The organism is Rhodococcus sp. NFXS4 (genome assembly GCF_058139645.1).
Map to the genome: position 1 here is coordinate 1,234,584 of NZ_CP192221.1, position 26,563 is coordinate 1,261,146.

27 protein-coding genes are annotated in these 26,563 nt (G+C 69.1%); 16 read left to right on the forward strand and 11 right to left on the reverse strand.

Annotation, left to right across the window (positions count from 1 at the left end):
• Together J4E04_RS05685 and J4E04_RS05690 are read left to right on the forward strand one after the other, a co-directional pair.
• Positions 1–1,044 carry a TIGR03842 family LLM class F420-dependent oxidoreductase gene (locus tag J4E04_RS05685; RefSeq protein WP_490150131.1) on the forward strand — a complete coding sequence of 348 codons (1,044 nt, stop codon included), beginning with the start codon at positions 1–3 and terminating at the stop codon, positions 1,042–1,044.
• A 12-nt stretch (positions 1,045–1,056) separates the two neighbouring features.
• On the forward strand, positions 1,057–2,367 hold the full coding sequence (locus J4E04_RS05690; protein ID WP_490150132.1) for an aspartate aminotransferase family protein: 1,311 nt from the start codon (positions 1,057–1,059) through the stop codon (positions 2,365–2,367).
• Here the strand turns inward: J4E04_RS05690 and J4E04_RS05695 are convergent.
• Positions 2,364–3,737 (reverse strand): FAD-binding oxidoreductase, encoded by a 1,374-nt coding sequence (locus J4E04_RS05695; RefSeq protein ID WP_490150133.1) that lies wholly within the window; start codon positions 3,735–3,737, stop codon positions 2,364–2,366. The two genes, J4E04_RS05690 and J4E04_RS05695, sit on opposite strands and share 4 nt — an antisense overlap.
• Positions 3,738–4,008: 271 nt before the next feature.
• On the opposite strand from J4E04_RS05695, the gene J4E04_RS05700 reads away from it, so the two are divergent.
• On the forward strand, positions 4,009–4,389 hold the full coding sequence (locus J4E04_RS05700) for a hypothetical protein (RefSeq protein WP_231476246.1): 381 nt from the start codon (positions 4,009–4,011) through the stop codon (positions 4,387–4,389).
• Positions 4,390–4,392: 3 nt separating this feature from the next.
• On the opposite strand, the gene J4E04_RS05705 is transcribed toward J4E04_RS05700, so the two are convergent.
• On the reverse strand, positions 4,393–5,028 hold the full coding sequence (locus tag J4E04_RS05705) for a Type 1 glutamine amidotransferase-like domain-containing protein (RefSeq protein WP_373428265.1): 636 nt from the start codon (positions 5,026–5,028) through the stop codon (positions 4,393–4,395).
• A 60-nt stretch (positions 5,029–5,088) separates the two neighbouring features.
• Between J4E04_RS05705 and dhaL the strand changes: the two genes are divergently transcribed.
• A complete protein-coding gene (gene dhaL / locus J4E04_RS05710) occupies positions 5,089–6,744 on the forward strand; it encodes a dihydroxyacetone kinase subunit DhaL (RefSeq protein WP_490150134.1) in 1,656 nt (551 codons plus the stop codon).
• A 16-nt stretch (positions 6,745–6,760) separates the two neighbouring features.
• On the opposite strand, the gene J4E04_RS05715 is transcribed toward dhaL, so the two are convergent.
• Together J4E04_RS05715 and J4E04_RS05720 are read right to left on the reverse strand one after the other, a co-directional pair.
• Entirely contained in the window at positions 6,761–7,180 is a 420-nt protein-coding gene (locus tag J4E04_RS05715; RefSeq protein WP_490150135.1) for an HIT family protein, read from the reverse strand.
• On the reverse strand, positions 7,177–7,971 hold the full coding sequence (locus J4E04_RS05720) for an SIR2 family NAD-dependent protein deacylase (RefSeq protein ID WP_222639166.1): 795 nt from the start codon (positions 7,969–7,971) through the stop codon (positions 7,177–7,179). Before J4E04_RS05720 ends, J4E04_RS05715 begins: the two co-directional genes overlap by 4 nt.
• Before the next feature lie 246 nt (positions 7,972–8,217).
• Between J4E04_RS05720 and J4E04_RS05725 the strand changes: the two genes are divergently transcribed.
• Genes J4E04_RS05725 through J4E04_RS05735 form a run of 3 tightly spaced genes read left to right on the forward strand, consistent with a single transcriptional unit; the run spans position 8,218 to position 11,125 of the window.
• Complete coding sequence (locus J4E04_RS05725; protein ID WP_261775823.1) at positions 8,218–9,342, forward strand: NAD(P) transhydrogenase subunit alpha; 1,125 nt, start codon at positions 8,218–8,220, stop codon at positions 9,340–9,342.
• Positions 9,342–9,683 carry an NAD(P) transhydrogenase subunit alpha part 2 gene (locus J4E04_RS05730; RefSeq protein WP_056448442.1) on the forward strand — a complete coding sequence of 114 codons (342 nt, stop codon included), beginning with the start codon at positions 9,342–9,344 and terminating at the stop codon, positions 9,681–9,683. The genes J4E04_RS05725 and J4E04_RS05730 overlap by 1 nt, the downstream gene beginning before the upstream one ends.
• The gene (locus tag J4E04_RS05735) at positions 9,683–11,125 is read left to right on the forward strand and encodes an NAD(P)(+) transhydrogenase (Re/Si-specific) subunit beta (protein ID WP_307091923.1); all 1,443 of its coding nucleotides are present in this window, start codon (positions 9,683–9,685) and stop codon (positions 11,123–11,125) included. The genes J4E04_RS05730 and J4E04_RS05735 overlap by 1 nt, the downstream gene beginning before the upstream one ends.
• Positions 11,126–11,153: 28 nt before the next feature.
• On the opposite strand, the gene J4E04_RS05740 is transcribed toward J4E04_RS05735, so the two are convergent.
• The 3 genes from J4E04_RS05740 to pdhA form a co-directional block, all read right to left on the reverse strand.
• A complete protein-coding gene (locus J4E04_RS05740; protein ID WP_490150136.1) occupies positions 11,154–11,807 on the reverse strand; it encodes a hypothetical protein in 654 nt (217 codons plus the stop codon).
• 69 nt (positions 11,808–11,876) lie between these two features.
• Positions 11,877–12,905 carry an alpha-ketoacid dehydrogenase subunit beta gene (locus J4E04_RS05745; RefSeq protein WP_082544673.1) on the reverse strand — a complete coding sequence of 343 codons (1,029 nt, stop codon included), beginning with the start codon at positions 12,903–12,905 and terminating at the stop codon, positions 11,877–11,879.
• The gene (pdhA, locus tag J4E04_RS05750) at positions 12,902–13,981 is read right to left on the reverse strand and encodes a pyruvate dehydrogenase (acetyl-transferring) E1 component subunit alpha (RefSeq protein ID WP_490150137.1); all 1,080 of its coding nucleotides are present in this window, start codon (positions 13,979–13,981) and stop codon (positions 12,902–12,904) included. The genes J4E04_RS05745 and pdhA overlap by 4 nt, the downstream gene beginning before the upstream one ends.
• Before the next feature lie 260 nt (positions 13,982–14,241).
• Here pdhA and J4E04_RS05755 point away from each other — a divergent pair, with 260 nt between their 5' ends.
• From J4E04_RS05755 to J4E04_RS05770, 4 genes are all read left to right on the forward strand, one after another.
• Entirely contained in the window at positions 14,242–15,726 is a 1,485-nt protein-coding gene (locus tag J4E04_RS05755) for a cryptochrome/photolyase family protein (protein WP_490150138.1), read from the forward strand.
• A 71-nt stretch (positions 15,727–15,797) separates the two neighbouring features.
• Complete coding sequence (locus J4E04_RS05760; protein WP_027507259.1) at positions 15,798–16,625, forward strand: SDR family oxidoreductase; 828 nt, start codon at positions 15,798–15,800, stop codon at positions 16,623–16,625.
• Position 16,626: 1 nt separating this feature from the next.
• Positions 16,627–17,844, forward strand: coding sequence for an acyl-CoA dehydrogenase family protein (locus tag J4E04_RS05765; RefSeq protein WP_027507258.1), 1,218 nt, complete (start codon positions 16,627–16,629; stop codon positions 17,842–17,844).
• 47 nt (positions 17,845–17,891) lie between these two features.
• Positions 17,892–18,893 carry a phosphotransferase family protein gene (locus J4E04_RS05770; protein ID WP_490150505.1) on the forward strand — a complete coding sequence of 334 codons (1,002 nt, stop codon included), beginning with the start codon at positions 17,892–17,894 and terminating at the stop codon, positions 18,891–18,893.
• Between the two features lie 70 nt (positions 18,894–18,963).
• Here J4E04_RS05770 and J4E04_RS05775 read toward each other — a convergent pair whose 3' ends face one another.
• Positions 18,964–20,139 (reverse strand): benzoate/H(+) symporter BenE family transporter, encoded by a 1,176-nt coding sequence (locus J4E04_RS05775; protein WP_490150139.1) that lies wholly within the window; start codon positions 20,137–20,139, stop codon positions 18,964–18,966.
• The gene (locus J4E04_RS05780) at positions 20,136–20,576 is read right to left on the reverse strand and encodes an acyl-CoA thioesterase (RefSeq protein WP_490150140.1); all 441 of its coding nucleotides are present in this window, start codon (positions 20,574–20,576) and stop codon (positions 20,136–20,138) included. The genes J4E04_RS05775 and J4E04_RS05780 overlap by 4 nt, the downstream gene beginning before the upstream one ends.
• Before the next feature lie 158 nt (positions 20,577–20,734).
• On the opposite strand from J4E04_RS05780, the gene J4E04_RS05785 reads away from it, so the two are divergent.
• Both J4E04_RS05785 and J4E04_RS05790 read left to right on the forward strand, forming a co-directional pair.
• A complete protein-coding gene (locus J4E04_RS05785) occupies positions 20,735–21,478 on the forward strand; it encodes a GntR family transcriptional regulator (protein ID WP_056448583.1) in 744 nt (247 codons plus the stop codon).
• A gap of 84 nt (positions 21,479–21,562) precedes the next feature.
• On the forward strand, positions 21,563–22,408 hold the full coding sequence (locus J4E04_RS05790; protein WP_490150141.1) for an SDR family NAD(P)-dependent oxidoreductase: 846 nt from the start codon (positions 21,563–21,565) through the stop codon (positions 22,406–22,408).
• 10 nt (positions 22,409–22,418) lie between these two features.
• Here J4E04_RS05790 and J4E04_RS05795 read toward each other — a convergent pair whose 3' ends face one another.
• Together J4E04_RS05795 and J4E04_RS05800 are read right to left on the reverse strand one after the other, a co-directional pair.
• Positions 22,419–22,877, reverse strand: a complete 459-nt coding sequence (locus tag J4E04_RS05795; protein WP_027507252.1) for a PTS sugar transporter subunit IIA — start codon at positions 22,875–22,877, stop codon at positions 22,419–22,421.
• Positions 22,874–23,104 (reverse strand): PTS sugar transporter subunit IIB, encoded by a 231-nt coding sequence (locus tag J4E04_RS05800; RefSeq protein ID WP_027507251.1) that lies wholly within the window; start codon positions 23,102–23,104, stop codon positions 22,874–22,876. The genes J4E04_RS05795 and J4E04_RS05800 overlap by 4 nt, the downstream gene beginning before the upstream one ends.
• A 272-nt stretch (positions 23,105–23,376) precedes the next feature.
• Here J4E04_RS05800 and J4E04_RS05805 point away from each other — a divergent pair, with 272 nt between their 5' ends.
• From J4E04_RS05805 to nagB, 3 genes are read left to right on the forward strand one after another with little or no spacing between them, the layout of a single operon-like run.
• Complete coding sequence (locus tag J4E04_RS05805) at positions 23,377–24,618, forward strand: PTS transporter subunit EIIC (RefSeq protein ID WP_490150506.1); 1,242 nt, start codon at positions 23,377–23,379, stop codon at positions 24,616–24,618.
• The gene (locus tag J4E04_RS05810; RefSeq protein WP_490150142.1) at positions 24,615–25,796 is read left to right on the forward strand and encodes an N-acetylglucosamine-6-phosphate deacetylase; all 1,182 of its coding nucleotides are present in this window, start codon (positions 24,615–24,617) and stop codon (positions 25,794–25,796) included. The genes J4E04_RS05805 and J4E04_RS05810 overlap by 4 nt, the downstream gene beginning before the upstream one ends.
• On the forward strand, positions 25,777–26,556 hold the full coding sequence (nagB, locus tag J4E04_RS05815) for a glucosamine-6-phosphate deaminase (protein ID WP_490150143.1): 780 nt from the start codon (positions 25,777–25,779) through the stop codon (positions 26,554–26,556). Before J4E04_RS05810 ends, nagB begins: the two co-directional genes overlap by 20 nt.
• The last annotated feature ends 7 nt before the right edge of the window (positions 26,557–26,563 follow it).

A 26,563-nucleotide genomic window follows, 5' to 3' on the forward strand; every position in this document is an offset into this window, starting at 1 on the left:
ATGGACTTCGGAGTAGTGCTGCAGTGCACTCCACCCAGTTCGCGGGTGGTCGAACTCGCTCGCATCGCCGAGACGCACGGCTTCTCCCACGTGTGGACCTTCGATTCGCACCTGCTGTGGCAGGAGCCCTACGTCATCCACAGTCAGATTCTCGCGAGCACCCGCACGGTGGTCGTCGGACCGATGGTGACCAACCCGTCGACGCGTGACGTCACGGTGACGGCGTCGACGTTCGCCACGCTCAACGAGATGTACGGCAACCGCACCGTGTGCGGGATCGGCCGCGGCGACTCCGCGGTGCGCACTCTGGGTGGGAAGCCCACCACGATCGCGCGGCTCGCCGAGTCGGTCGAGATCATCCGCGAACTCGGCAACGGGCGGTCCGCCCGCATCGGCGAGACCACCGTGCGGCTGCCGTGGGCGTCGCGGTCCGAGCTCGAGGTGTGGATCGCCGGATACGGCCCGCGGGCACTGGAACTCACCGGGCAGGTCGCCGACGGGTTCATCCTGCAACTCGCTGATCCCGACATCGTCGAGTGGACCGTGGCCACCGTCCGCGGCGCCGCCGAGAAGGCGGGGCGCGACCCCGATGCCGTGACCATCTGCGTCGCCGCCCCCGCCTACGTCACCGACGGTTCCGCGGCCGCCGCCGCGCATGCGCGTGATCAGTGCCGGTGGTTCGGCGGCATGGTGGGAAACCACGTGGCGGACATCGTGTCCCGCTACGGAGCGACCTCCGGTGTCCCGGCCGCTCTCACGGACTACATCGCCGGCCGCCAGGGGTACGACTACAACCAACACGGCAGAGCCGGCAACACGCACGCCGACTTCGTGCCGGACGAGATCGTCGACCGGTTCTGCATCCTGGGCTCGCCCGAGCAGCACGTGGAGCGCCTCCGGCAGCTCGAGTCTCTCGGTGTGGACCAGTTCGCGGTCTACCTCCAACACGATGCGAAGACCGCGACGCTGGATGCCTACGGCGAGTCGGTTCTTCCTGCCATGATGACGTCAGAGGTGGCGACGGAATCCGGAATCGCCCGATAACGGAGGTGGTACATGACCGACCATGTCTTCTATTCCTGGTCCGCGCAGGCGGAGCTGAACCCGGTCACCATCACCGGGGCGTCCGGGTCCTACTTCTGGGACGACCAGGGCAGGAAGTACCTCGACTTCTCCTCGCAGCTGGTCAACGTCAACATCGGGCACCAGCACCCCGACATCGTGGCGGCGATCGTCGAGCAGGCCGGTGTGCTCACCACCATCTCCCCGACGGTCGCGAACGACAAGCGCAGCGAACTCGCTCGACTGATCGCCGAGCGCGCTCCCGGTGACCTGAACCGGGTCTTCTTCACCACGGGCGGGGCCGAGGCCGTCGAGCACGCCGTGCGGTTCGCTCGCCAGCACACCGGGCGGACCAAGATGCTGGCCGCGTACCGGTCGTACCACGGCGGCACCGGTGTGGCCATCGGTCTGACGGGAGAGCCGCGCCGGTGGGGAACCGAGCCGACCAACGTCGACGTCGTCCGGTTCTTCGGGCCGTATCCCTATCGGTCACCCTGGAATTCGACCGGCCCCGAGGAGGAGACGGCCGCGGCGCTGGCCCACCTCGAGATGGTCATCACGCTGGAGGGACCGCAGAACATCGCGGGGCTCATTCTCGAGTCGGTGGTCGGCACCAACGGCGTGCTGGTCCCGCCGCCGGGGTATCTGGCCGGTGTCCGCGAACTCTGCACTCGCTACGGCATCGTGTACATCGCCGACGAGGTGATGGTGGGCTTCGGCCGGACCGGGCACTGGTTCGCGTGCCAGGCGTGGGGCGTCGAGCCAGATCTGATCACGTTCGCGAAGGGTGTGAACTCCGGCTACGTCCCCCTCGGCGGAGTGGTGATCTCCGAGGAGATCGCGCAGCGGTACGACCACATGCCGTATCCGGGAGGTCTGACCTACTCGGGCCACGTGCTCGGCTGCGCCGCCGGTATCGCGTCGATCCGGGTGTTCGAGCGCGACGACATCCTGGGCCACGTCCGCGCCGTGGGGGAGGACGTCCTCGGGCCGGGGCTCACCAAGCTGGGTGAGGCGCATCCGAGCGTGGGTGACGTGCGGGGCATGGGGTTCTTCTGGGCCGTCGAACTGGTGACGGACAAGGGCACCCGCGAGCCGCTGACACCGTTCAACGCCACCGGCGCCGCCGCGGCTCCCATGGCGGCCGTCACGAAGGCGGCCAAGGAGCGCGGGCTGTGGCCGTTCGTGGCGGGCAATCGGCTGCAGATCGCGCCGCCGCTCGTCACGACGGAGGAGGACATCCGTCGGGGACTCGAGATCCTCGACGAGGTGCTCGAGGTCGCCGACGGGTACACCCGGAACTAGAGCACGGCACCGGGATTCAGGATGCCCGCGGGATCGAGGGCGTGCTTGATGCGCCGGGTCAGCTCCATGACGTCCTCGCCCACCTGATCCGGCAACCACGCCTTCTTGAGCCGGCCGACACCGTGTTCCCCGGTGATGGTGCCGCCCAACGAGATCGCGAGCGTCATGATCTCGCCGAATGCCTGGTGCGCACGCTCCTCCATGTCCGCGTCCTCGGGGTCGAACACGATCAGCGGGTGCGTGTTCCCGTCGCCCGCATGGGCGATGACGGCGACGACGACGCCGCGGGCATCGGCGATCTTCGCGATTCCCTGCACCAGGTCCGCGAGTGCGGGCAGTGGAACTCCGACGTCCTCGAGCAGGAGGGATCCGGTGCGTTCGACGGCGGGGATGGCGAAGCGCCGGGCTGCGGCGAACGCTTCGCCCTCGTCGGGATCGTCGGTCACGAACACCTCGTCGGCGCCGGCGGCCGTGCACGCCGCGGCCATGGTCTCGGTCTCCTCGGTGCGGTGCGCGCCGGGTGAGTCGGAGCGGGCGATGAGCATCGCTGCCGCCGTGCGGTCGAGGCCCATCTTCATGGCGTCCTCCACGGCGTTGATCGACGTGGAGTCCATGAACTCGAGCATGGCGGGCCGCAGCGAGCGGGTGACCGCCAGAATGGCGTCGGTCGCGTCGGACAGGCGGGTGAAGGTGGCCACGACCGTGCTCGCGGGTGGCTGAGCCGGGATCAGTCGCAGCGTCACTTCGGTGATGATGCCGAGGACGCCCTCGCTGCCGACGAAGAGTTTGGTCAGCGACAGGCCGGCCGAGTCCTTCAGACGCGGGCCGCCCAGGTTCACGACGGTGCCGTCGGCGAGGACCACCTCGAGACCGAGGATGTAGTCCGTGGTCACCCCGTACTTGACGCAGCACAGGCCGCCGGCGTTGGTGGCGGCGTTGCCGCCGATCGAACACATCTCGAACGACGACGGATCCGGTGGGTACCACAGGCCGTGTTCGGCCGCAGCGGCCTTGACCTCGACGTTGAGCAGACCGGGTTGGACCACGGCCGTCCGCGTCACCGGGTCGACGGTGACGGCGCGCATCGCCTCGGTCGTCAGCACGATGCCGCCGTCGACGGCGGTCGCACCACCGGACAGACCGGATCCCGCGCCGCGCGGCACCACCGGGACGGAATGCTCGGTGGCCCAGAGCATGACGGCGCGGACGTCGGCCGTGCTGGTGGCGCGCACGACGGCGAGGGGAGTGCCGGCGTTCGGATCGCGGGCCCAGTCCTGGCGATAGCCGGCGGTGATGTCCGGATCGGTCACCACGATGGCGGCTCCGACCGCGTCTGTCAGGGACGTCACGAGATCGTCGATGATGCTCACCTTCCTCGACCGGCGGGTCCTACGTCTCGACGCTACCCCCAGCCCTGCCCGTGACCTCGCCGGAATGACGAGACACGGTGCGGGACAGTGGGAGACCGCGTCGAACGGTGGCCGGGTCGACGTCCGGCCGATGTTCACATCAGTCACACGAGCAACTCTGTTACCAGATCGTGCCCCGATGGGTGCCGACAAGAGCACGTCGGAGGATTAGCGTCCGGATGACGGAGATCGGCACGTGGGCCGAGACCGAGGGGGCGAGAAGGAGGCACTCATGGCACCGTCACACGACATCACACGGTCGGCATCTGCACCATCGACGACAGCGTCGCGCAGACCGACGAAGAACACCCCGTTCGAGTGCGCGGCGGCGCTGTTCTCCTACGACTTCGTCTCCGGCGGCGTCGACTACGACACCCTCGAGTCGCTCCATCGTGGCGAGGTGACCGAGTGGACGTCGGCGCTACGACGCTCGGGACTGTTCACCGACGCCGAGATGGACGCCCTCGCCGCCCAGTGGTCCGAACGTCCGGGCCTGCTGCTCGATGCGTTGCTCCGTGACGCCGACGAGATGACCGTGCGGCGTTGCCGGCTCGCGTGGTCGGCGATGGACCGGCTCGCGCCGTTCCAGATGCCCATCGCGCACAGCGGCTGACAGTCAGATCACCGCGGCAACGCCGCCGTCGACGACGTAGACCTGGTCGTCGGTGAGCGTGCGGTACGGCGTTCCCGCCGCGTCGCACGCCGCGGCCATCGCGGCCGACGCGCCGTCGGGATCCAGAGTGTCCGACGCCCAGTGCGGCACGAGCACGTCGTCGATGATCCCCAGGCCGGTCCACAGCACGTCCTCGCCCGTGGTCGGCTCCACCTCGCCGGGCGGGTCGGCGTACTCCACGCCCCGCAGCGTCGGACCCAGCACGCAGGCTCCGGCGCTGTACCCGCCGTACACGACGGCATCCTCCGCGAGCAGTCGAGCGATCGCCTCGTCTGCACCGGACGAGGCCATCCTGCGCCGGAGCACGAAGGTGTTCCCACCGCGGACCCACACGGCGGGGAAGGCAGCCAGGACGTCGTGCGCCGTGCTCGGCATCAACTCGCGCAGGTCGACCTCGACAGGGAGGAAACCCGCCGAGCGCAGGAGGGTGAACTCACTGGTGACCGCGGACGCGCGCGCGGCGTCGGGCCAGGAGTCCGCCGCGTTGGCGATGACGGCGATGCGGCCGGGTGGTCCGGTCAGTTCGAGGAACCGGTCACGGGCGAGCCCGAATCGGTAGGACGCGAGGAACAGGCGCATGGCGGGAGCGTAGGTCAGTACGCACGCGTCGGGTGTGCAGACGTGGTTAGTGTCGGGTGCATGTCGCTGCACAAGATGATCGATGATCCGTCCCGCGTCATCGTCGACGCCTGCCGCGCCGCCGCCCGGCGCAGCGCCGACCTCCGCTTCGTCGAACGGCCCGGATACTTCACGCGCCGCGAGCGCACGACGGACGGGCGCGTGGCCGTGATGTCGGGCGGTGGTTCCGGCCACGAACCGCTCCACTCCGGCTTCGTCGGCGCCGGGATGTTGGACGCGGCGGTGCCGGGGTCTGTGTTCACGAGCCCGAACGCGCTGCAGATCGAGGCGGCGACGCGGGCGGTCGAGGCCGGCGCCGGCGTGATCCACGTGGTCAAGAACTACACCGGCGACGTCATCAACTTCCGCATCGCGGCCGATCTGTGTGCTGCCGACGGCATCACGGTCGAGACGGTGCTCGTGGCCGACGACGTCGCGTCCGAGAGCGAGGACGGGCCCGGCCGACGCGGAACCGCCGCGACGGTGGCCGTCGAGAAGATCTGCGGCGCCGCCGCTGCTCGCGGCGACGACCTCGCCTCCGTCGCCGCGCTGGGGCGGCGGGTCGCCGAGGGCGCTCGCAGCATGGCGGTGGCCTTCCGTCCGTGCACGGTTCCGGGCGCGTCGTCCCCGTCCTTCGAGCTCGGCGACGACGAGGTCGAACTCGGTGTCGGTATCCACGGCGAACGCGGCACCGCGCGCGTCGCGACGCTCACCGCCACCGAGATCGCCGAGGCGCTGCTCGGACCCGTGGCCGATTCGCTGGGACTGTCCGGCGGCGAGGACGTCGTGCTCATCGTCAACGGACTCGGCGCGACCCATCCGCTCGAACTCGACATCGTCTTCGGTGCCGCGCTGCGGTATCTCGAGGGGCGCGGCATCACCGTCCGACGCACGCTCGTCGGGAGCCTCGTGACGGCGTTCGACATGGCGGGGGTGTCGTTGACCGCCGTCCGCTGCGACGACGAGATCCTCGGTTTGTGGGACGCCCCGACCGAGGCGCCCGCGTGGCCCCGCTCGCCGGCGCAGGACCTGCACGACGACGCCGTGGACGACACGGACGCGGCAGCGGCGTCGGAGCTTCCCGGCGGCGCGGCCGACCCGTTCGTCACCACCTGGGTCTCGTCGTTCATCGAGCGTGTCCGGTCGTCGATCGACGAGCTCACCGACCTCGATCGCCGAGCCGGTGACGGCGACTTCGGCGTCAACATGCAGATCGGTCTGGCCGACTTCGCGGTGGACGAGAGTGCCTCGCCCGCAGCGGTGTTCGAGATCCTGGCTCGTGGATTCCTCGGCAATGCGGGCGGAACGTCCGGCGCTCTCTTCGGTGCGTTCTTCCACCGGGTCTCGGTCGCCCTCGACGGTCCCGGGGCGAGCACCGCGAGCATCGCCGCGGGAGTGGCCGACGGACTGGCCGCCATCACCGATCTCGGCGGTGCGCAGCCGGGAGACAAGACCATGGTGGACGCACTGGACCCGGCGTCACGGGCTCTGGGGGACGCCGGATCGGTCGAGCTCCCGGATGCCCTCGCCGCGGCGGCCGAGGCTGCGACGCGCGGTGCCGAGTCCACGACGGACACCGTCGCCCAGCGTGGCCGCGCCAGCTACATCGGCGACGCGGCGCGCGGCGTCATCGACCCCGGGGCTCTCGTGGTCTCCTGGTTCTTCGCCGCCGCCTGAGCGGCTGCATCGGACCTCAGGAGGCGAGTGCGGCCCGAATTGCCCGGGCGGTCGCCTCGGGCTCGTTCTGACGCCGCGTGATCATGCCGGCGACGAAGCGGATGCGATCGCCGTGGTGGCGAGGTACGACATGCAGGTGCGAGTGGAACACGGTCTGGAAGGCGGCGCGTCCGTCGTTCATGGCGAGGTTGACCCCGTCCGCCGCCAGGGTGCTGCGGCGCATCGCGCCGGCCAGGGCCTGGCCGGCGGCGAAGACCTGCCCACCCACGACCGGGTCGAGTGTCTCGAGCCCCGAGGAGTGCACCTTGGGAACCACCAGGGTGTGCCCGCGGGTGACGGGCCGGATGTCGAGGAACGCGAGCACCGAGTCGGTCTCGTGGACGATCGTCGCGGGGGCGCGGCGGGCGACGATGTCGCAGAACACGCACTCGGTCATCGCTGCTGCTCCGTGACGGCGGCGACGAGTGCAGGCAGGGAGTCGGCCGCGGTCGCCCGCCAGACGTGGTGGGCCATGTCGGAGACCGCGGTCTCGTCCGGGTTGATCTCGATGACGACGGCGCCCGCGCTGCGAGCCTGAGCGGGAAGCCCCGCGAAGGGGTAGACAACGCCGGACGTTCCCACGACCAGGACGGTGTCGGCGGCCTCGACGGACGCCGCGACCGCTGCCCACTCCGCTTCCGGGAGCGGCTCGCCGAACCACACGACACCGGGGCGGACCGGACTTCCGCAGAGACCGCACGCAGGCGGCGCGATGCGTTCCGCGCCGTCCTCGACGTCGTCGACCGGTCCCTCGAAAGGCTCCTCGCAGATCGAGCACCGCACCGCGGCCAGCGTGCCGTGGACGTGGGCCAGCACGGTGGACCCGGCGCGCTCGTGCAGGTCGTCGACGTTCTGTGTGGCGATCTCGACGGTCTGCTGCGGTGCGGACCTCTGCCACTGCGCGAGGGCCACGTGACCGGCGTTCGGGCTCGAGGCGGCCACGAGCTGCGCTCGTCGGCGGTACCAGGCCCACACCAGATCCGGATCGCGGACGAACGCGTCGGGGCTGGCCAGCTCCTCCGGGGAGTACCGCTCCCACAGCCCGGTCTGCGCGTCGCGGAACGTCGGCACGCCCGACTGCGCGGACATCCCGGCCCCGGTGAGCACGGCGACGCGGGACGCGGACCGGACGGCCTCCAGCACGGGCTGCGGAACGTCGGATGCGGGGTCGGCACTGTCGGTGGTCATGAAGCGAGTGTGCCAAGTCGCACCGACACACTCGGTCCGTTATGACCTCCGCCTCACATTCGACCTCGACGCTCGGTATGTCTGTGTCGTGCGTTACCTTGCGGTGGGCCCACCCGGCCGACTCCAGGACCTCTCACGCGGGCGAACATGAGCCACCGTCGACGAGGTCGTTCTCGGAACCGACGACAGTCGGCGGCAGTGCAGCTCCGCGGGACGCGGACGTGCCGCCATTCACAGGAAGTACAGCTGGTGGAAGATTCTCGAGAAGCAGGGACGCTGGTCGGCGTCGTGCGTGAGACGAACGAGGGGGAGCGCCGGGTGGCGCTGGTCCCCAAGGTGGTCGCCGCGCTGACGGGCAAGGGTGTGCGCGTGGTGGTGGAGGCGGGTGCCGGTCTGGGCGCTCTGATCCCCGATCAGCTGTACGTCGACGCCGGTGCGAGCATCGGCGATCCGTACAGCGCCGACGTGGTGGTCAAGGTGGCGCCGCCGTCGTCGGCCGAGGTGCGCAAGCTGCGTCGCGGATCGACGCTCATCGGCTTCCTCGCGCCGCGCAACGCGGACACGATCATTCCGGAGTTGACCGCCGCGGGCGTGCAGGCCTTCGCGGTGGAAGCAATCCCGCGTATCTCCCGCGCGCAGGTCATGGATGCGTTGTCCTCGCAGGCCAACGTCGCCGGCTACAAGGCGGTGCTGCTCGCGGCGTCGGAGTCGACGCGATTCTTCCCGATGCTCACCACCGCGGCGGGCACCGTGAAGCCGGCGACGGTGCTGGTACTCGGTGTGGGTGTGGCGGGGCTGCAGGCGTTGGCGACGGCGAAGCGTCTCGGTGGCCGCGCCACCGGGTACGACGTGCGTCCCGAGGTCGCCGATCAGGTGCGGTCGGTCGGTGCGCAGTGGCTGGATCTGGGGATCGACGCGGCCGGTGAGGGCGGGTATGCCCGTGAGCTCACCGAGGACGAGCGTGCGCAGCAGCAGGCGGCGCTGGAGAAGGCGATCTCGACGTTCGACGTCGTCATCACCACCGCTCTGGTGCCGGGTCGTCCGGCGCCGAAGTTGGTCACCGCGGCGGCTGCCGCGGGGATGCGACCGGGCAGTGTCGTGGTGGACCTCGCGGGGGAGACCGGTGGCAACTGCGAGCTCACCGAGCCGGGTCGCACGGTGGTGAAGAACGACGTCATCATCGCCTCGCCGCTGAATCTGCCGGCGACGATGCCCGAGCACGCGAGTGAGCTGTACTCGAAGAACATCTCGGCACTGATCGAGCTGATGCTCGACGATGCCGGTGCCCTCGCCCCCGATTTCACCGACGAGGTCCTCGCGAAGTCGTGCGTGACGCGCACGGCCGACACCACCGTGAAGGCGGACGCCTGATGTACACACCGTTGCTCGCGAACATCGCGATCCTGGTCCTGGCCGGGTTCGTCGGTTTCGCTGTCATCTCCAAGGTGCCGAACACGCTGCACACGCCGCTGATGTCGGGTACCAACGCCATCCACGGCATCGTCGTGCTCGGCGCCCTCATCGTGTTGGGCAGGTTGCCGGAGGACGCGCCGTGGGGTGTGCGGATCATCGCGTTCGTCGCGTTGATCTTCGGCACGCTCAACGTCGTCGGTGGGTTCCTGGTCACCGACCGCATGCTCGGCATGTTCAAGGGCAAGAAGGCGCCCGCTGCTGTGTCGACGGCAACCGGCGAGAAGGGTGCTGATTCCTGATGAACAATCTCGTCAACATTCTCTACATCGTCGCGTTCGCGATGTTCATCTACGGCCTGATGGGTCTGACCGGCCCGAAGACGGCGGTACGCGGCAACTGGATCGCCGCTGTCGGTATGGGTATCGCCGTGGTGGCGACTCTGATCGAGGTCCGCGACACCGCGGCGATCAACTGGATCCTCATCGCCGCCGGTCTGGCCATCGGTGTCCTGCTGGGTGTCCCGCCGGCCAAGCGCACGAAGATGACGGCGATGCCGCAGCTGGTGGCGCTGTTCAACGGCGTGGGCGGCGGCACGGTCGCATTGATCGCCTGGTCGGAGTTCATCGAGACCGACGGGTTCTCCGCGTTCCAGCACGGTGAAGAGCCGACGGTGCACATCGTCATCGGGTCACTGTTCGCGGCGGTCATCGGGTCGGTGTCGTTCTGGGGTTCGCTGGTGGCGTTCCTGAAGCTGCAGGAGCTGCTGAACAAGAAGGTCGAGAAGGCGTTCGTGAAGAACGCCCGCATCTTCCAGCTCACCAACATCGTGTTGCTGCTCCTCGCGGTGGCGGTGTCGGTCTACATCGGTCTGCGCGCCACCCCGGGTGAGGGCACCTCGCAGTGGTGGATCGTGCTGGTGCTCGTCGCGGCGGCACTGATGGGCTTGTTCGTGGTGTTCCCCATCGGCGGCGCGGACATGCCGGTGGTGATCTCGCTGCTGAACGCGTTGACGGGTCTGTCGGCTGCGGCGGCGGGATTGGCGCTGAACAACACCGCGATGATTGTGGCGGGCATGATCGTCGGCGCGTCCGGCACCATCCTCACCAACCTGATGGCGACGGCGATGAACCGGTCGATCCCGGCGATCGTGTTCGGGTCGTTCGGTGGCGGCGGCGCGTCCGCGGTCGGTGGCCCCGACGATGCCGGCGGCACGGTGAAATCCACCTCGGCGGCGGACGCGGCGATCCAGATGGCGTACGCCTCGCAGGTCATCGTGGTGCCCGGCTACGGTCTCGCGGTCGCGCAGGCCCAGCACGCGGTCAAGGACATGGCGTCGATCCTCGAGTCCAAGGGTGTCGAGGTGAAGTACGCGATCCATCCGGTGGCCGGGCGCATGCCGGGTCACATGAACGTGTTGCTCGCCGAGGCGGACGTGGAGTACGAGGCGATGAAGGAGATGGACGACATCAACGGGGAGTTCTCCCGCACCGATGTCACCCTCGTCATCGGGGCGAACGATGTCACCAACCCGGCGGCGCGCAACGATCCGAGTTCGCCGATCCACGGGATGCCGATTCTGAACGTGGACGAGTCGCGGTCGGTGATCGTGCTCAAGCGGTCGATGAGCTCCGGGTACGCCGGTATCGACAATCCGCTGTTCACGGCGGACCGCACGTCGATGCTCTTCGGCGACGCGAAGAAATCCGTCAACGCCGTCATCGAGGAACTCAAAGCCCTCTAGGTGTACCCGGCCCTGATGCCCCGCCCGCTCACCGGCGGCGGAGCATCAGGGCCGCGGTGTCGAGAGGGTTCTTCGCCTCGCGGGCAGCGGCGACGGGGGAGTGCGCCATGACGACACCGGCGGCGCCCCACCACATCCCGGTCACCAGCAGCGCCCCGACGATGCCGATGCCTGTCGCACCCGCGGTGACCACGGCGGCGAGGGCCACGCCGGCGACCAGGGCCGAGCCCAGCCCCAGGACGACGGGACGCAGCCGACCGGGCACGACGAGCGCACCCGACGCGATCACTGAGGATGCTGCGACCACGCGGCCGTCGGGAAGTGCCGACGTCGCGATGTGATCGGACAGCCATGCCGACCCGGCTGCCGCGGTCAGGGTCGACCCGAGGCACAGCATGAGGATCGCGCCGATGCCGTACGGCAACTTGCGCACCACCGCGACCACCGTCAGCGCGGCGACCACCACCAGCACGGTCGTCACGTCGATGACGTCGAGCACCGTGTCGGCCGGGGCGTACAGGGCCTCGAGCGCGACCGACGCCGGTGGGTAGTGCACGCCCAGCAGCGGCAGGACGGCGTAGAGCACGACCAGTGCCGCCGCGGACACTCCTGTCAGTGCCCACCACCGAGGGGTGGTGCGTCGGGCGCGAAGCGCGATCTGTTGCGTCGTCGTGGTACTCACGGGTCCCCATGATGGCGCACGAGGCTGGCAGATTCCTGTGACCCGGCGCAGTGATTCCCGTGCGGCGCGTCAGCCTGCGAGAACCGTGTCGACTCCCGTGAGAATTCGATCGACGTCCGGGAGGTGGTGCCGCTCGAGGCGTGCCGGCGGGTACGGAACGTGGAAGCCCGTGACCCGCTGGACGGGTGCCTCCAGCGAGTAGAAGCACTCCTGCGACACCTGGGCCGCCACCTCCGCCGCGATGCCGAGGTAGCCCGTGTCCTCGTGCACGACGACGAGGCGCCCGGTCCGACGCACGGACCGACAGACCGTGTCGGTGTCCAGCGGTGAGAGGGACCGGAGATCGATGACCTCGAGGCTGTGGCCCTCGGACTCCGCCACCTCGGCTGCCTTCAGTGCGGTCTGCACCATCGACCCGTAGGCCACCACTGTCGCGTCGGTACCGGTGCGGCACACGCGAGCGGCGTCCAGCGGCAGATCGGGCGCATCGGTGGCCCATTCGCCCTTGTCCCAGTACCGACGCTTGGGCTCGAGGAAGACGACGGGGTCCTCCGAGTGCACGGCCTGCTGGATCATCCAGTACGCGTCGTGGGGCGTGCTCGGGCTGACCACGCGCAGGCCCGCCGTGTGGGCGAAGTACGCCTCGGGAGATTCCGAATGGTGTTCGACGGCTCCGATGCCACCACCGAACGGGATGCGGATGACCATCGGGGCGCCGATGCGACCGGCGGTGCGGTACCGGATCTTGGCCACCTGGGACACGATCTGGTCGAAGGCCGGATAGACGAACCCGTCGAACTGGATCTCGACGACGGGGCGGTAGCCGCGCAGCGCCATGCCGAACGCGGTGCCCACCATGCCGGACTCGGCGAGGGGCATGTCGAGCACGCGCTGATCGCCGAAGTCCTTCTGCAGTCTGTCGGTCACGCGGAACACACCGCCGAGCTTGCCGATGTCGAGGCCCATCAGCACGACCTTGTCGTCGGCTTCGAGGGAGGCGCGGAGACCTGCGTTGATCGCACCACCGAGGGTGCCCTTGACGTGAAGATCGGACGATGCGGTGGTCGCGCCGGCGCGGGAGAGGGTTCCGGTGGTCATCGCAGTGTCTCCTTCTGGCGGTCCACCACAGCGTGGGGTTCGGCGTAGACGTGGTCGAGCAGGGTGGACGACTCCGGATCGGCGGCGGAGATCGTGGCGGAGCGGAGCCGGGCGGCGACGTCGTCGGCGGTCGCGGCGATGTCCTCGCGCACGGACGGTGTCAGGGCGCCCTCGCGGGTGAGCAGTCTGTCGAGGCGGTCCAACGGATCGCGCGCCGCCCACACGTCGCGCTCGGCGTCGGCGCGGTACCGCGTCGGATCGTCGGACGTGGTGTGCGGGCCCATGCGGTAGGTCATGGCTTCGATGAACGTGGGGCCTCCGCCGGTGCGGGCGCGGTGCGCGGCGGCACGGGTGACGGCGAGGACGGCGAGGGCATCGTTGCCGTCGACCCGCAGGGCGGGCATGCCGAAGCCGGCGGCGCGGGAGGCGAGCGGCAGCGGACTCTGCAGCGCGACGGGCTCGCTGATGGCCCAGTGGTTGTTCTGGCAGAAGAAGACGACGCCGGCCCCGAAGGAGACCGAGAACGACAACGCCTCCGAGATGTCGCCCTCGCTCGTGGCGCCGTCACCGAAGTAGGCGACCGTGGCGATCTCGGCACCGTCGAGTCGCGCCGCCATGGCGTAGCCGGTGGCATGCAGACCCTGCGCTCCGACGATGATCGCCGGGTTGGTGATGTTGTACTCGTCCGGATCCCAGCCGGAGTGCGCGGTGCCGCGCCACAGTGCGGTGAGCTTCTCCACCGGCACGCCTCGGCAGTACGCCACCGCGTGCTCGCGGTAGCTCGTGAAGATGTAGTCGTCCGCGGTGACGGCGTGGGCCGAGCCCACCTGGGCTGCTTCCTGACCCAGCAGCGGTGCCCACAGTCCCAGCTCACCCTGGCGCTGCAGCGCGGTCGCCTCGGTGTCGATGCGGCGAGCGACCACCATGTCGCGGTACATGTCGAGCATGTGGGCGGCGTCGACGTCGGCGACGAGTCGCCAGTGCTCGGGGTCGTGCACACGCCGGCCGTCGGGCTGGACGAGCTGCACGGGATGCGCGATGCGATCGCCCCGCGGTGATGTGTCCGATCGGGTCATGGGCTTCCTCTCCGCCGGTGCGCGGACCTCGTCGTGAGAGGAGGGCGCACAGTGTGGACGAGCCGTGTGTGGCTCACCTCACAGCATGCTCGCCTGACCGCATTGCGCAAGTGATGCGGACGAGAGTGAGCAACTCGCTCGGTGGTTGCCCCACCGACACGCACAGAACGAGCAGGATGGGCGTCGGGTGACGGTGTCGGACGGTCACGCGTAGCGGTTCCCGGCCGGTTGGCCCCGCGGAGGACGGGGAACAGCAGAGCATGTCCTCTCCGGCTCCGCTCTGGGTGTTCGCCGATCAGCTCGGCCCCCACGTCCACTCGTCCGAGGAGATGGTGGACCGTGACGTCGTCATTATCGAGTCCGCGCGCGCGTTGGGCCGTCGACGGGGTCATCGGCAGAAGGCCCATCTGTTGCTCAGCGGCATGCGGCACCTCGCGGACGAACTCGGCGACCGTGCCACGTACATCCGAGCCGACACCTACCGCGAGGGCCTCGCCCGCGTCGGGCGCCCGGTCGTCGTCCACGAACCGACGTCGCGGCGAGCGGAGGCCTTCGTTCGTCGACTGGCCGACGAGGGCCTGGTCGAGGAGATCGTGCCGACCCCCACGTTCGCCCTGTCCCGTGCGGACTTCGCCGACTGGGCGGGCGGCAAGAAGTCGTTCCTCATGGAGAACTTCTACCGAGAGCAGCGCCGCCGGTTCGACATCCTGATGGACGGCGAGAACCCGGTGAGCGGCACCTGGAACCTCGACGCGGAGAACAGGGAGAAGCCGCCCAAGAAGCGGACGACACTCGGTGTTCCCGAACCGTGGTGGCCCGAGGAGGACGACATCGACGCCGGCGTGCGTAAGGATCTCGACGCCATGGACGTCGACTGGTCCGGCGAGGACGGACCGCGTCTCTTCGCCGTCACCGCAGCCGAGGCGGCGTCGGCGCTGGAGACCTTCGTGGCCACCCGTCTCGCCACGTTCGGTCCCTACGAGGACGCCGTGATGGCCGCGGACTGGACCATGTCGCACTCGCTGCTGTCGGTGCCGTTCAACCTCGGTGTGCTGCACCCGTTGGACGCGGCGCGCGCCGCCGAGCAGGCCTACCGGGACGGGACGGCACCGCTGGCGAGCGTCGAGGGGTTCGTACGCCAGATCCTCGGGTGGCGCGAGTACGTGTGGCACCTCTACTGGCATCTGGGCGAGGACTACATGCGCACGAACGCGCTCGACGCCGACACCCCGCTGCCCGGATGGTTCCAGACCCTCGACGCGGAGGAGGTCACCGCAGCGTGCCTGTCCGACGCCCTCGCCGGCGTGCACGATCGCGGGTGGGTGCACCACATCCCGCGCCTGATGATCCTGGGAAACCATGCGCTGCAACGGGGGTACGACCCGCGGGCGCTCACCCGGTGGTTCACCGAGCACTTCGTCGACGGGTACGAGTGGGTCATGCCCGTCAACGTCTTCGGCATGAGTCAGCACGCCGACGGGGGAGTGATCGCGACCAAGCCCTACACGTCCGGCGGCGCGTACATCGACCGCATGACCGACCACTGCAAGGGCTGCGCGTTCGACCCCAAGAAGCGGGTCGGGGAGGACGCGTGTCCGTTCACGGCGGGGTACTGGGCGTTCACGCACAAGCACCGCGAGCGGCTGGCGAAGAACATGCGCACGCGCCGAGCAGTCAGTTCGATGGAGCGGCTCGGCGACATCGACGAGATCGTCGAGCAGGAGCGGCGCCGGACCTCTTTCTGAACTCGAGGTCGACCTCGAGTTCGTTGACCCTGAAAGCCCGTCACGCACTGCGCATGCCTACTATCTGAATGATGCGGGTCACAGACAAGGTCGCCATCGTCACGGGAGGTGGCGCCGGTATCGGCGCCGCCCTCGCCACTGCACTGGTCGAGGCCGGGAACTCGGTCCTGGTCGCCGATCTCGACGGGGCGGCCGCCGATGCGGTCGCCGCGCGACTGGGGGAGCGGTGCATCGCCGTCGGCGGCGACGTCGCCGACGACGCGGTGATCGCCCAGATGATCGAGCGGGTCGAGGAGGCGTTCGGGCCACTCGACATCTACATCGCCAATGCCGGGACGACGGCAGGGATGGGGCTCGACAGCACCGACGCCGCCTGGGACACCGCGCTGTCGGTCAACGTCCTCGCCCATGTGCGCGCTGCGCGCGTGGTGATCCCGCGATGGATCGAGCGCGGAACGCACGGCTACTTCCTGTCCACCGCGTCCGCGGCGGGCCTGCTCACCCAGATCGGATCGGCCACCTACTCGGTGTCCAAGCACGCCGCCGTCGGCTTCGCCGAATGGTTGTCGGTCACCTACGGCGACAAGGGCATCGCGGTGAGCTGCCTGTGCCCGATGGGCGTCAACACGGCGCTCCTGAACTCGGGCTTCGACAGTGACGCCGAGGGTGCCTCGGTGGCGGCCTCCGCCGTGACCGGCGCCGGCACCGTCCTCGAACCGGAGGACGTCGCTCGCATCGTCCTCGAGGCGATGGAGACCGAGAAGTTCCTCGTTCTCCCGCACCCCGAGGTGCTCACGTTCTACTCGCACAAGAGTGCCGACTACGACCGGTGGATCGCCGGGATGCGTCGGTACCGAACATCTCTCGAGACGGCCGCACGGCCAGGACAGGATCGCTGACATGGATTTCGCGTACTCGGATCGGTGCAAGGACTACCAGCAGCGCCTGCTGGCGTTCATGGACGAGAAGGTCTACCCGGCGGAGGCGGTCTACGCCCAGCAGATCCTGGAATCGGGTGATCCGCACTTCCAGCCGCCGATCCTCGAGGAGCTCAAGGCCGACGCGAAGTCGCGCGGCCTCTGGAACCTCTTCCACCCGGATCCCGCCTACGGCCCCGGTCTGACCAACGCCGAGTACGCACCGCTCGCGGAGATCATGGGCCGCAGCCCCGCGATCGCGCCCGAGGCCTGCAACTGCGCCGCACCGGACACCGGCAACATGGAGGTGTTCACCCGCTTCGGCACGGACGAGCACAAGGAGAAGTGGCTCGCCCCGTTGCTCGAGGGCACCATCCGCTCGGCCTTCGCCATGACGGAGCCCGATGTCGCCAGCTCCGACGCGACCAACATCGCGATGTCCATGGTGGCCGACGGCGAGGACTGGATCCTGAACGGCCGCAAGTGGTGGACCTCGAACGCCCTGCACCAGAACTGCAAGGTGCTGATCGTCATGGGCAAGACCGCGCCCGAGGCGTCGACGTACGAACAGCAGTCGATGATGGTCGTGCCGATCGACGCGCCGGGCGTCACCGTCCTGCGCGGACTGCCCGTGTTCGGGTACCAGGACCGCGAGGGTCACGCCGAGGTCCTGTTCGAGAACGTCCGCGTCCCCGGCAAGGACGTGCTCGCCGGACCGGGTGCCGGTTTCATGATCGGCCAGGCACGTCTCGGCCCCGGCCGAATCCACCACTGCATGCGTGCGATCGGAATGGCCGAGCGCGCACTGGAACTCATGTGTGACCGTGCGTCGTCCCGCGTGGCGTTCGGCAAGCCGATCGCGGCGCAGGCCAACATCCAGGACTGGATCGCCGAAGCCCGCATCGACATCGAGATGGCGCGCCTGCTCACGCTGAAGGCCGCCTGGATGATGGACGAGTTCAGCAACAAGGAAGCGCGCGTGGAGATCGCGGCCATCAAGGTCGCCGCGCCCGCGATGGCCCTCAAGATCGTCGACCGCGCCATCCAGGTCCACGGCGGCGGCGGTGTCTCCGACGACTTCCCGCTCGCCAGCATGTACGCCCACCTGCGGACCCTGCGTCTCGCCGACGGTCCGGACGAGGTGCACAAGCGGACCATCGCACGCACCGAGCTGGCGCCCTACCGGAAGATCGACAAGTGACGACGGGAACGACACCGGGCCTCGACGACGGTGCGGTCACGACGTGGATGGAGAGCCTCGACATCGGGGTCTCGGGGCCACTGACCTTCGAGCGCATCGGTAACGGGCAGTCGAATCTGACCTTCGCGGTGACCGACGCCGCGGGCAGCAACTGGGTCCTGCGGCGTCCGCCGCTGGGCACGTTGCTGGCGTCGGCACACGACGTCGCTCGCGAGTACCGCATCCTGTCCGCGCTGCAGGACACCGCGGTGCCCGTGCCGACGACGATCGCCCTCACCGACGACCCCGCCGTCACCGATGCGCCCCTCGTGCTGATGAGTCACGTCGACGGGTTGGTGGTCGACAGCCCGACTGTCGCGGAGACACTGTCGCAGGCACGTCGTCGGACGATCGGTGAGGCCATGCCCGCCACGCTCGGCAAGATCCACGCGGTCGATCTCGACAGCACCGGACTCACCGACCTGGCGAGTCACAAGCCGTATGCTGCACGGCAACTGAAGCGGTGGTCGGCTCAGTGGGAGCAATCGAAGACGCGGGACGTTCCGGACATCGAGCGCCTGGCCACCGCGCTGGCGGCGTCGGCTCCGGAGCAGACCGAGGTCTCGTTGGTGCACGGCGACTTCCATCTGAGCAACATCATCACCAGCGGAGCCGGTGAGGGAAGTGTCGACGACGCGATCGTCGCGGTGGTCGACTGGGAGCTGTGCACGCTGGGCGAGCCGCTCGCGGACGTCGGTGCGCTGCTGGCCTACTGGTCGGAGGCCGACGACGACAACGCGGGCATGTTCATGTCCTCCACGTTGCCGGGCTTCCCGACGAGGAACGAGCTGGTCGAGCTCTATGCCGCCGCCACCGGCCGCGACGTCTCCGCGGTGGGGTACTGGCACGCCCTCGCGCTGTGGAAGCTGTCCGTCATCGCCGAGGGCGTCATGCGCCGGGCCATCGACGACGAGCGCAACCGGGCACGCGACGGTTCTCCGACGACGGATCTGGTGGACGGCATCATCGGCCGCGCCGTCGCCACGGCGGAGGAGGCCGGGATCCTCTGAGTGGGCTCCGCCCCCGTGCGCCTTTCGCGTACCCCTGGATACGCGAAAGGCGCACGAGGAGCGCCGGTCCTCAGGCGCGTCGGGTGAGGCCCAGTCGGACGACGAGACCGAGCACGAGCGCCCAGAAGGCCGAGCCGATCCCCGCGATCGCCACACCCGAGGCGGCGACGACGAACGTGATGGCCGCCGGCACCCGGTCCGCCTCGGTGCTCAACGCGGCGGCCAGCGATGCCGCGAGGGTGGCCAGCAACGCCAGTCCCGCAACGGTTTCCACGATGCCGGCCGGCGCAAGGGCGACGAGGGTCGCCAGCGCCGCCGAGGCGAGCGCGAGGGCCAGGTAGGACGCCCCGGCAGCCACCGCCGCGATCCACCGACGATCCTTGTCCGGGTGCGCGTCCGGGGCGGCCGCGAGCGCTGCGCTGATGGCAGCGAGGTTGACGGCGTGAACGCCGGCGGGTGCGGTGATCGCTGTGCCGACGCCGGTGACGGTCATCGAGGCTCGCCACGGTACCGCGTAGCCGAAGGAGGCCATGACGGCCGTTCCCGGGATGTTCTGCGACGCCATCGTCACGATGTAGAGCGGCAGCGCGATGCCGATCAGCGCCTGCCACGTCCAGGTGGGTGCGACGAGGTCGAGGCTCGGGAGCAGCGATCGGGCGCCGATCTCGGTGTCGCCCGTCGTGAGCGAGATGCCGATGACCACGGCGGCGACGGCGAAGGCCGCCGGTACCGCCCAGCGCGGGGAGAAGCGCAGCAGCACGACCCATGTGACGACGACGGGGGCGACCGCAGCGGGATTGTCCGCGAGCGCCCGCACGGGTTCGAGACACAGTGGCAGGATGACGCCGGCGAGCATCGCCTGTGCCAGCGACACCGGGATCGCCGCGATGACGCGGCCGAGGCCGGACCACACTCCGGTGAGCACGATTGCGATGCCCACGGTCACGAACGCCCCCACGGCCGCCGGCCATCCGCCGACCACCGCTCCGGTACCCGCGAGCAACGCGGCACCGGGTGTGGACCAGGCCAGTGTGATCGGAATGCGGTAGCGCAGTGCGAGACCCGTGATCCCCAGCGCCATCACCAGAGACATGGCGAAGAGCCCGGAGGCGGCCTGCGCCTCGCTGGCACCCACGGATCGGAGGCCGGTGAGGACCACCGCGAACGAGCTGGTGAACCCGACGAGCGCGGTGACCACCCCCGCGCCGATCGGCACGGCGAGGGACACCCGGCCGGGGGCTGTCACTGTCCGAGTGCCTCGACGACCGCGCGGATCTCGTCGGGGACGGGTGTCGGGCGGCGGGTCTCGGCGTCGACGTAGACGTGCACGAACCGTCCCGCCGCCGCCGGGGTCAGGATTTCGCCGTCCACCCGGAAGATGCTCAATGCGTACACGATCGAGGTGTTGCCGAGTCTCTCGACGGCGATACCCACCTGCAGATCGTCGGGAAAGCTCAGTTGGCTGAGGAACCTGCAGGACGTCTCGGCCACCACGCCGATGGCCGGGAGTGTGCGGATGTCGAGGCCGGTGCTCTGCATGAGCCACCCGTTCACCGCGGTGTCGAAGTACGAGTAGTACGTGACGTTGTTGACGTGCCCGTAGTGGTCGTTGTCCTCCCAGCGGGTGGCGACGGGCCACAGGACGGGGCAGTCGGCTGCGGACGGGACGGTGCTCTCGGTCATGCGGGTGAGGATTCCATCCCCGTGCGCCTTTCGCGTATCCCAGGGTGCGCAAAAGGCGCACGGGGCGAAGCCACGGTAGTAAGTTGGACGGGACCAGTCCGTACCGCTCGCGCCACAGATCGCTCCGGTCGCGCCGATTCTCGGGAGTACACGCCGTGGTGATGCCCGTCCACCTTCGCGACAGTGCCGTACCCAAGCACGAGCAGCTCCGCGCGATCCTGCTGCACCGGTGCACCAAGGAACTCCAGCCCGGCGATCTGATGCCGAGCGAACGGCGCCTCATGGAGGACTACGGGGTCAGTCGGATCACCGTGCGCGAGGCCATCGGTCAGCTCGTCAACGAGGGCCACCTGGTGCGGGTGCGCGGCAAGGGCACGTTCGTCGCCAGTCGGCCCGTCCAGTCGAGGCTCCACCTGGCGTCGTTCTCGGAGGAGATGCGCGCGCAGGGTCTCGAACCCACCACGGTCGTTCTCTTCGCGCGGCTCGAGGATCCGTCGGTGGCCACCATCCGTGCGCTGGACATCGCCGCGGGCGGCAAGGCGTACCACATCAAGCGGCTGCGACTGGCGGACGGAGAGCCCGTCAGCGTCGACGACGGGTGGTACGACGCCGCCGTGCTGCCGGGCCTGGTCGATCTCGATCTGAGCAAGTCCATCTACGACGCGGTGTCCTCCCACTACGGGCAGACCATCGATCGCGCCGAGCAGACGGTCAGCGCGACGGCGGCCGACAACGACACCGCGACGCTGCTGGGGACGAAGCGTGGGGCGCCGGTGCTGTACTTCGACCGGGTGTCGTTCAGCGGTGACCGGCCGATCGAACACACGGAGAGCTGGTACCGCTGCGATCGGTACCAGCTCACGATGGAGGTCCAGGGCGGGCGGCGGCCACAGCGTCGCTGACGTCCACAGCCGACAGCGTCGCTGACGCCGTCCGCTCGTACACTTCGGTCGAGGCGTTCCATCCGCAGATCGAAAGGCTCCTCCGTGCCCACTCCCCGTTCGCTCACCGGTCGCACCATCGTCGTGACGGGAGCGAGCGACGGGATCGGGCGCATCGCCGCGCGCACCCTGGCGGAACGCGGTGCGGAGGTGCTCGTCGTGGGCCGCTCACCGGAGAAGACCGCCGCCGCGGCCTCGGAGATCGGTGGTCGCGCGTTCGTGGCCGATTTCGCCTCGTTCGACGACGTGCGACGGGTCGCGGACGAGCTGCGGGATTCCGTCGATCACATCGACGTCCTGTTGAACAACGCGGGTGGAACGTTCGATCCGTCGAAGCGCACCGCCGACGGGCACGAGCCGAACGTCCAGATCAATCACCTGTCGCCTTTCCTGCTCACCCACCTGCTGCTCGACCGACTCGGCGGTACGGCGGGCAGTCGTATCGTCAACACGTCGTCCGTGGGCAACCTCGGTGGACGAATCGATCTGCAGGACATCGCCTACGACCGTTCCTCGCCGGCCGAGTTCCGCGCCTACTGCACCAGCAAGCTGATGAACATCGGCTTCACCCGCGGCGCCACGGAGCGGTGGTCCGACCGCGGCATCACGTCGGTGGCCGTCCATCCCGGAGCTGTGCGCAGCAACTTCGGCAACGCCAACGTCCTGTTCCGGGTGATCTACCGGACTCCGCTGAAGTACGTGGCCTCGATCAGTGCCGAGTCGGGCGCCGAGCCGTTGGTGTCGGTGGCCGTCGACAAGCCGGACGCCGAGGTGGCCGGGATCTACTACAGCCGCCACAAAGCTCGCGGTCGCACGAACGGGCAGGTCGACGATCCCGCCGTGGTCGACGGGCTGTGGAGAGAGTCGGAGAAGCTGGTCGGGCTGGCCTGACCTCGGCCCGTCAGAGGGTGAAGAGCGGCTCGCCGGCAGTGACGGACGACCCGACCGACGGCGTCGCGAAGGAGTCCGCGGCGGAGTCCATCACGACGACGGGGCACACGTCGTCGAATCCGGCGGCGGCGACGGCGGCCGGGTCGTAGCGCACGACGACGTCTCCGGCCGACACCGAGTCCTTCTCGGCCGCGACCAGTTCGAAACCCTCGCCCTTCATCGTCACGGTGTCGATACCGATGTGCACCAGCACTCCCTTCCTGTCCTCCGTCAGAACCACGAAGGCATGAGGGTGCAGCTTGAGGATGCGCCCGGACACGGGCGAGTGGACGTCCACCATTCCGGTCGTCGAAGCGGGTCTGACAGCCACGCCGGCGCCGACCATCTGCGAGGAGAACACCGGGTCGGGGACGTCGGCCAGTGCGATGACGGTGCCCGCGAGCGGGCTGCCCACGGCGGTGTCGGTCACAGGATGTCGTCGATGTCCTCGGCGAGGGTGTCCGCCTCGGGCCCGACGATGACCTGCACGGCCGTCCCCTTGTGGAAGACCCCGTGTGCTCCGGCGGCCTTGAGAGCGGCCTCGTTCACGAGTGCTCCGTCTCGCACCTCGGTGCGGAGCCGCGTGATGCAGGCTTCGATCTCGACGATGTTCCCGGCTCCTCCGAGCCCGGCGACGATGGCGTCCGCCTTGGACATGCGGTGCTCCTTCCGCTCGGTGACCCGCCCCCGGCGCGATGCGATGCAGGTGGGCGTGCTCACACTTTCTGTTTGACATCAGGCTGCCACCTGGTCAAACTACAACTGGTTATGACCGGACAGTACCCGTGATGGAACCGGTCCACAACACACACGAGAAGAAGGTCGCCATGGCCGGCACGACTGCCACCGGGAACACCGCACCCCAGACGCCCACCGAGAAGAAGGACTCCCGCGCACTCGCCGGGTTGCAGCGATTCGGGCGCAGTCTCATGCTGCCCATCGCCGTGCTCCCCGCCGCAGGCATCCTGCTCCGCATCGGCCAGCCCGATCTCCTCGGACGCTTCACCCCGCTCGAGACCACCGCTTCGGTGATCTCGGCCGCGGGGCAGTCGGTCTTCACGTGGCTTCCCCTCATCTTCGCAGTCGGCATCGCGATCGGCTGGGCGAAGAAGTCGGACGGCTCCACCGCGTTGGCCGCGGTGGTCGGTTACATGGTGGTCGACGGCGTCTTCACGGCCATGTCGCCGGTGGTGCTCGACGGCGAGGTCGACGCGAACGGCGACCCTGCCGTCATCGACTACGGCGTGCTGGCCGGCATCATCATCGGTCTGCTCTCCGCCGTTCTCTGGCAACGCTTCTACCGTCAGAAGCTGCCCGACTACCTGGGCTTCTTCAGCGGCCGACGCCTCGTCCCGATCCTGACGGCGATCACCGGTCTCGTGGTCGGCGTCCTGATGTCCTTCGTGTACCCGCTGTTCTACAGCGCCCTGAACTGGGTGGGCACCACCGTCGCCGATCACTCCGTCGTGGGCAGCGGTATCTACGGTTTCGCCAATCGCATGCTCATCCCGACCGGCCTGCACCACATCCTGAACTCCGTCGTGTGGTTCCTCGTCGGTGACTACACGGACGCGAGCGGCCAGATCGTCCGAGGCGACCTCAACCGCTTCTTCGCCGGGGACCCGAGCGCCGGAGTGTTCATGACCGGCTTCTTCCCGATCATGATGTTCGCGCTGCCCGCCGCTGCCTTCGCGATCTACCGCAACGCGAAGCCGTCGCAGAAGAAGCTCGTCGGCGGCATCATGCTCTCGACCGGTCTCACGGCCTTCGTCACCGGTATCACCGAGCCGCTCGAGTACTCGTTCATGTTCGTCGCCTGGCCGCTCTACATCGTGCACGCCGTGCTGACCGGTACCTCGATGGCGTTGACCAACGCACTGGGCATCCACGACGGCTTCTTCTTCTCCGCGGGCGGTATCGACTACCTGCTGAACTACGGCATCGCCACCAAGGCATGGCTTCTCATCCCGATCGGCCTGGTCTACGCCGTCATCTACTACGTGTTGTTCAGTTTCGTCATCAAGAAGTGGAATCTGCGCACGCCCGGACGTGAGGACGACGTGACCCTCGACGACGCGGCGGTGACCACCGGCGCACCGGCGGCCACCACCGCATCGACGGACGCCACGACCGCGCCGACGGACAGGCCGGCCGGCGGCGGCTCGGCGTGACCCTCCTCCGCGGGCGCGTCGTCCTGGTGGACGGCGTGCTCGAGGACGGGGTGGTGGAGTTCGAGGACGATCGGATCGTCCGGGTGGGCCCGGCCCGCGAGCGGACGGACATCGCCGTCCCGCCGTCGTCCTCGACGATTCTGCCGGGCATGGTGGACGTGCACTGCCACGGCGGCGGGGGAGCAGGCTTTCCCGATGCCACGGCCGACGCCGTCGATGCCGCTGTCGCGCATCACGTGCGCAGCGGGACGACGACCATGCTCGCCTCTCTCGTGTCCGCCCCGCGCGAGGTGCTCGTCGACAGGACGACACTGCTGGCGGATCTGTGGCGCCGCGGCGACATCGCGGGCGTTCATCTCGAGGGGCCGTTCCTCGCCCGTAGCCGTTGCGGTGCACAGGATCCGGCGGCGATCGTTCCGGGTGATCCGCGTCTCCTCGAGGCCGTGGTGACGGCCGGCGGGGGAGCCGTGCGGTCGATGACGCTGGCACCGGAGACCGCGAACCTGGACGCCCTCGCTCGGGTGATGGCCGAGAACGACATCCGTCCGAGCGTGGGCCACACCGACGCCGATGCGGTCACGGTCACGGCAGCGCTGGCGCGGCTGACCGGGCCGGTGAGCGCCACCCATCTGTTCAACGGGATGCCGCCGCTGCATCATCGGGCGCCCGGACCGGTGGCCGCGTGTCTCGCGGCGGCGGGACGCGGCGAGATGGTGCTCGAACTCATCGGTGACGGTGTGCATCTCGATTCCTGGACGGTCGCCATGGTGGTCGACCTCGTCGGACCCGACGGCATCGTGTTCGTCTCCGACGCCATGGCCGCGGCCGGGATGAGCGACGGCCCCTACCGATTGGGCTCGCTCGACGTGACGGTCGCGGACGGGGTGGCGCGCCTGACGCAGTACGGCGACGAGCCGGGAGCCATCGCGGGCGGAACGTCGACAGTCCTCGACATCGTGCGACGGGCGGTGGCCGAGTCGGGAGTCGACCTGGTGTCGGCGGTGCGCATGGGGGCGACCACACCGGCTCGGTTCCTCGGCCTGCAGGACAGGGTGGGGCGCCTGGCGGCCGGGATGCGCGCGGACATCGTGATCACCGATGCCGATCTGACCGTGACGAGCGTCGTGAGGCGCGGACGAGTGGAAGTGGGTGTGCCGGATGGAGATCGTCATCCGTGACGACGCAGCGGCGGTGCACCGCACCGTGGCGGACATCGTCGAACGCAGGGTCAGGAAAGGCGCCGCGGTGCTGGGCGTGGCGACGGGGTCCACCCCGTTGGGGACGTACCGGGAGCTCGGTCGGCGGCATCGCGAGGAGGCGTTGTCGTTCGCGTCCTGCCGGGCGTTCCTCCTCGACGAGTACGTGGGTCTGCCGGCCGCCCATCCGCAGTCGTACCGTTCGGTGATCGCCACCGAGTTCGCTGCGGAGATCGACATCGACCCGGATGCCATCGACGGTCCGAACGGCGAGGCGGCGGACGTCGCGGCCGAGTGCGCTCGCTACGACGCCGCGATCGCCGCGTCGGGCGGAGTGGACGTGCAACTGTTGGGCATCGGGTCCGACGGCCACATCGGCTTCAACGAACCTGGGTCGTCGCTCGTCTCCCGCACGCGGGTCAAGACCCTCACGCGCCGCACGCGGGAGGACAACGCACGCTTCTTCCACTCCGCCGACGAGGTACCGCATCACGTGGTGACCCAGGGTCTGGGCACGATTCTCGAGGCCCGCCATCTGGTCCTCGTCGCACTCGGCGAGGGGAAGGCGGAGGCTCTCGCCGCGTCGGTGGAGGGGCCGCTGGCCGCGTCCTGTCCGGCGTCGGTGATCCAGATGCATCCGCACGTGACCGTGGTCGTCGACGAGGGCGCGGCGTCGGTGCTGGGGTCGAGTGACTACTACCGGTACGCGTTGTCGGAGAAACCCACATGGCAGCACTTCTGATCGTCGG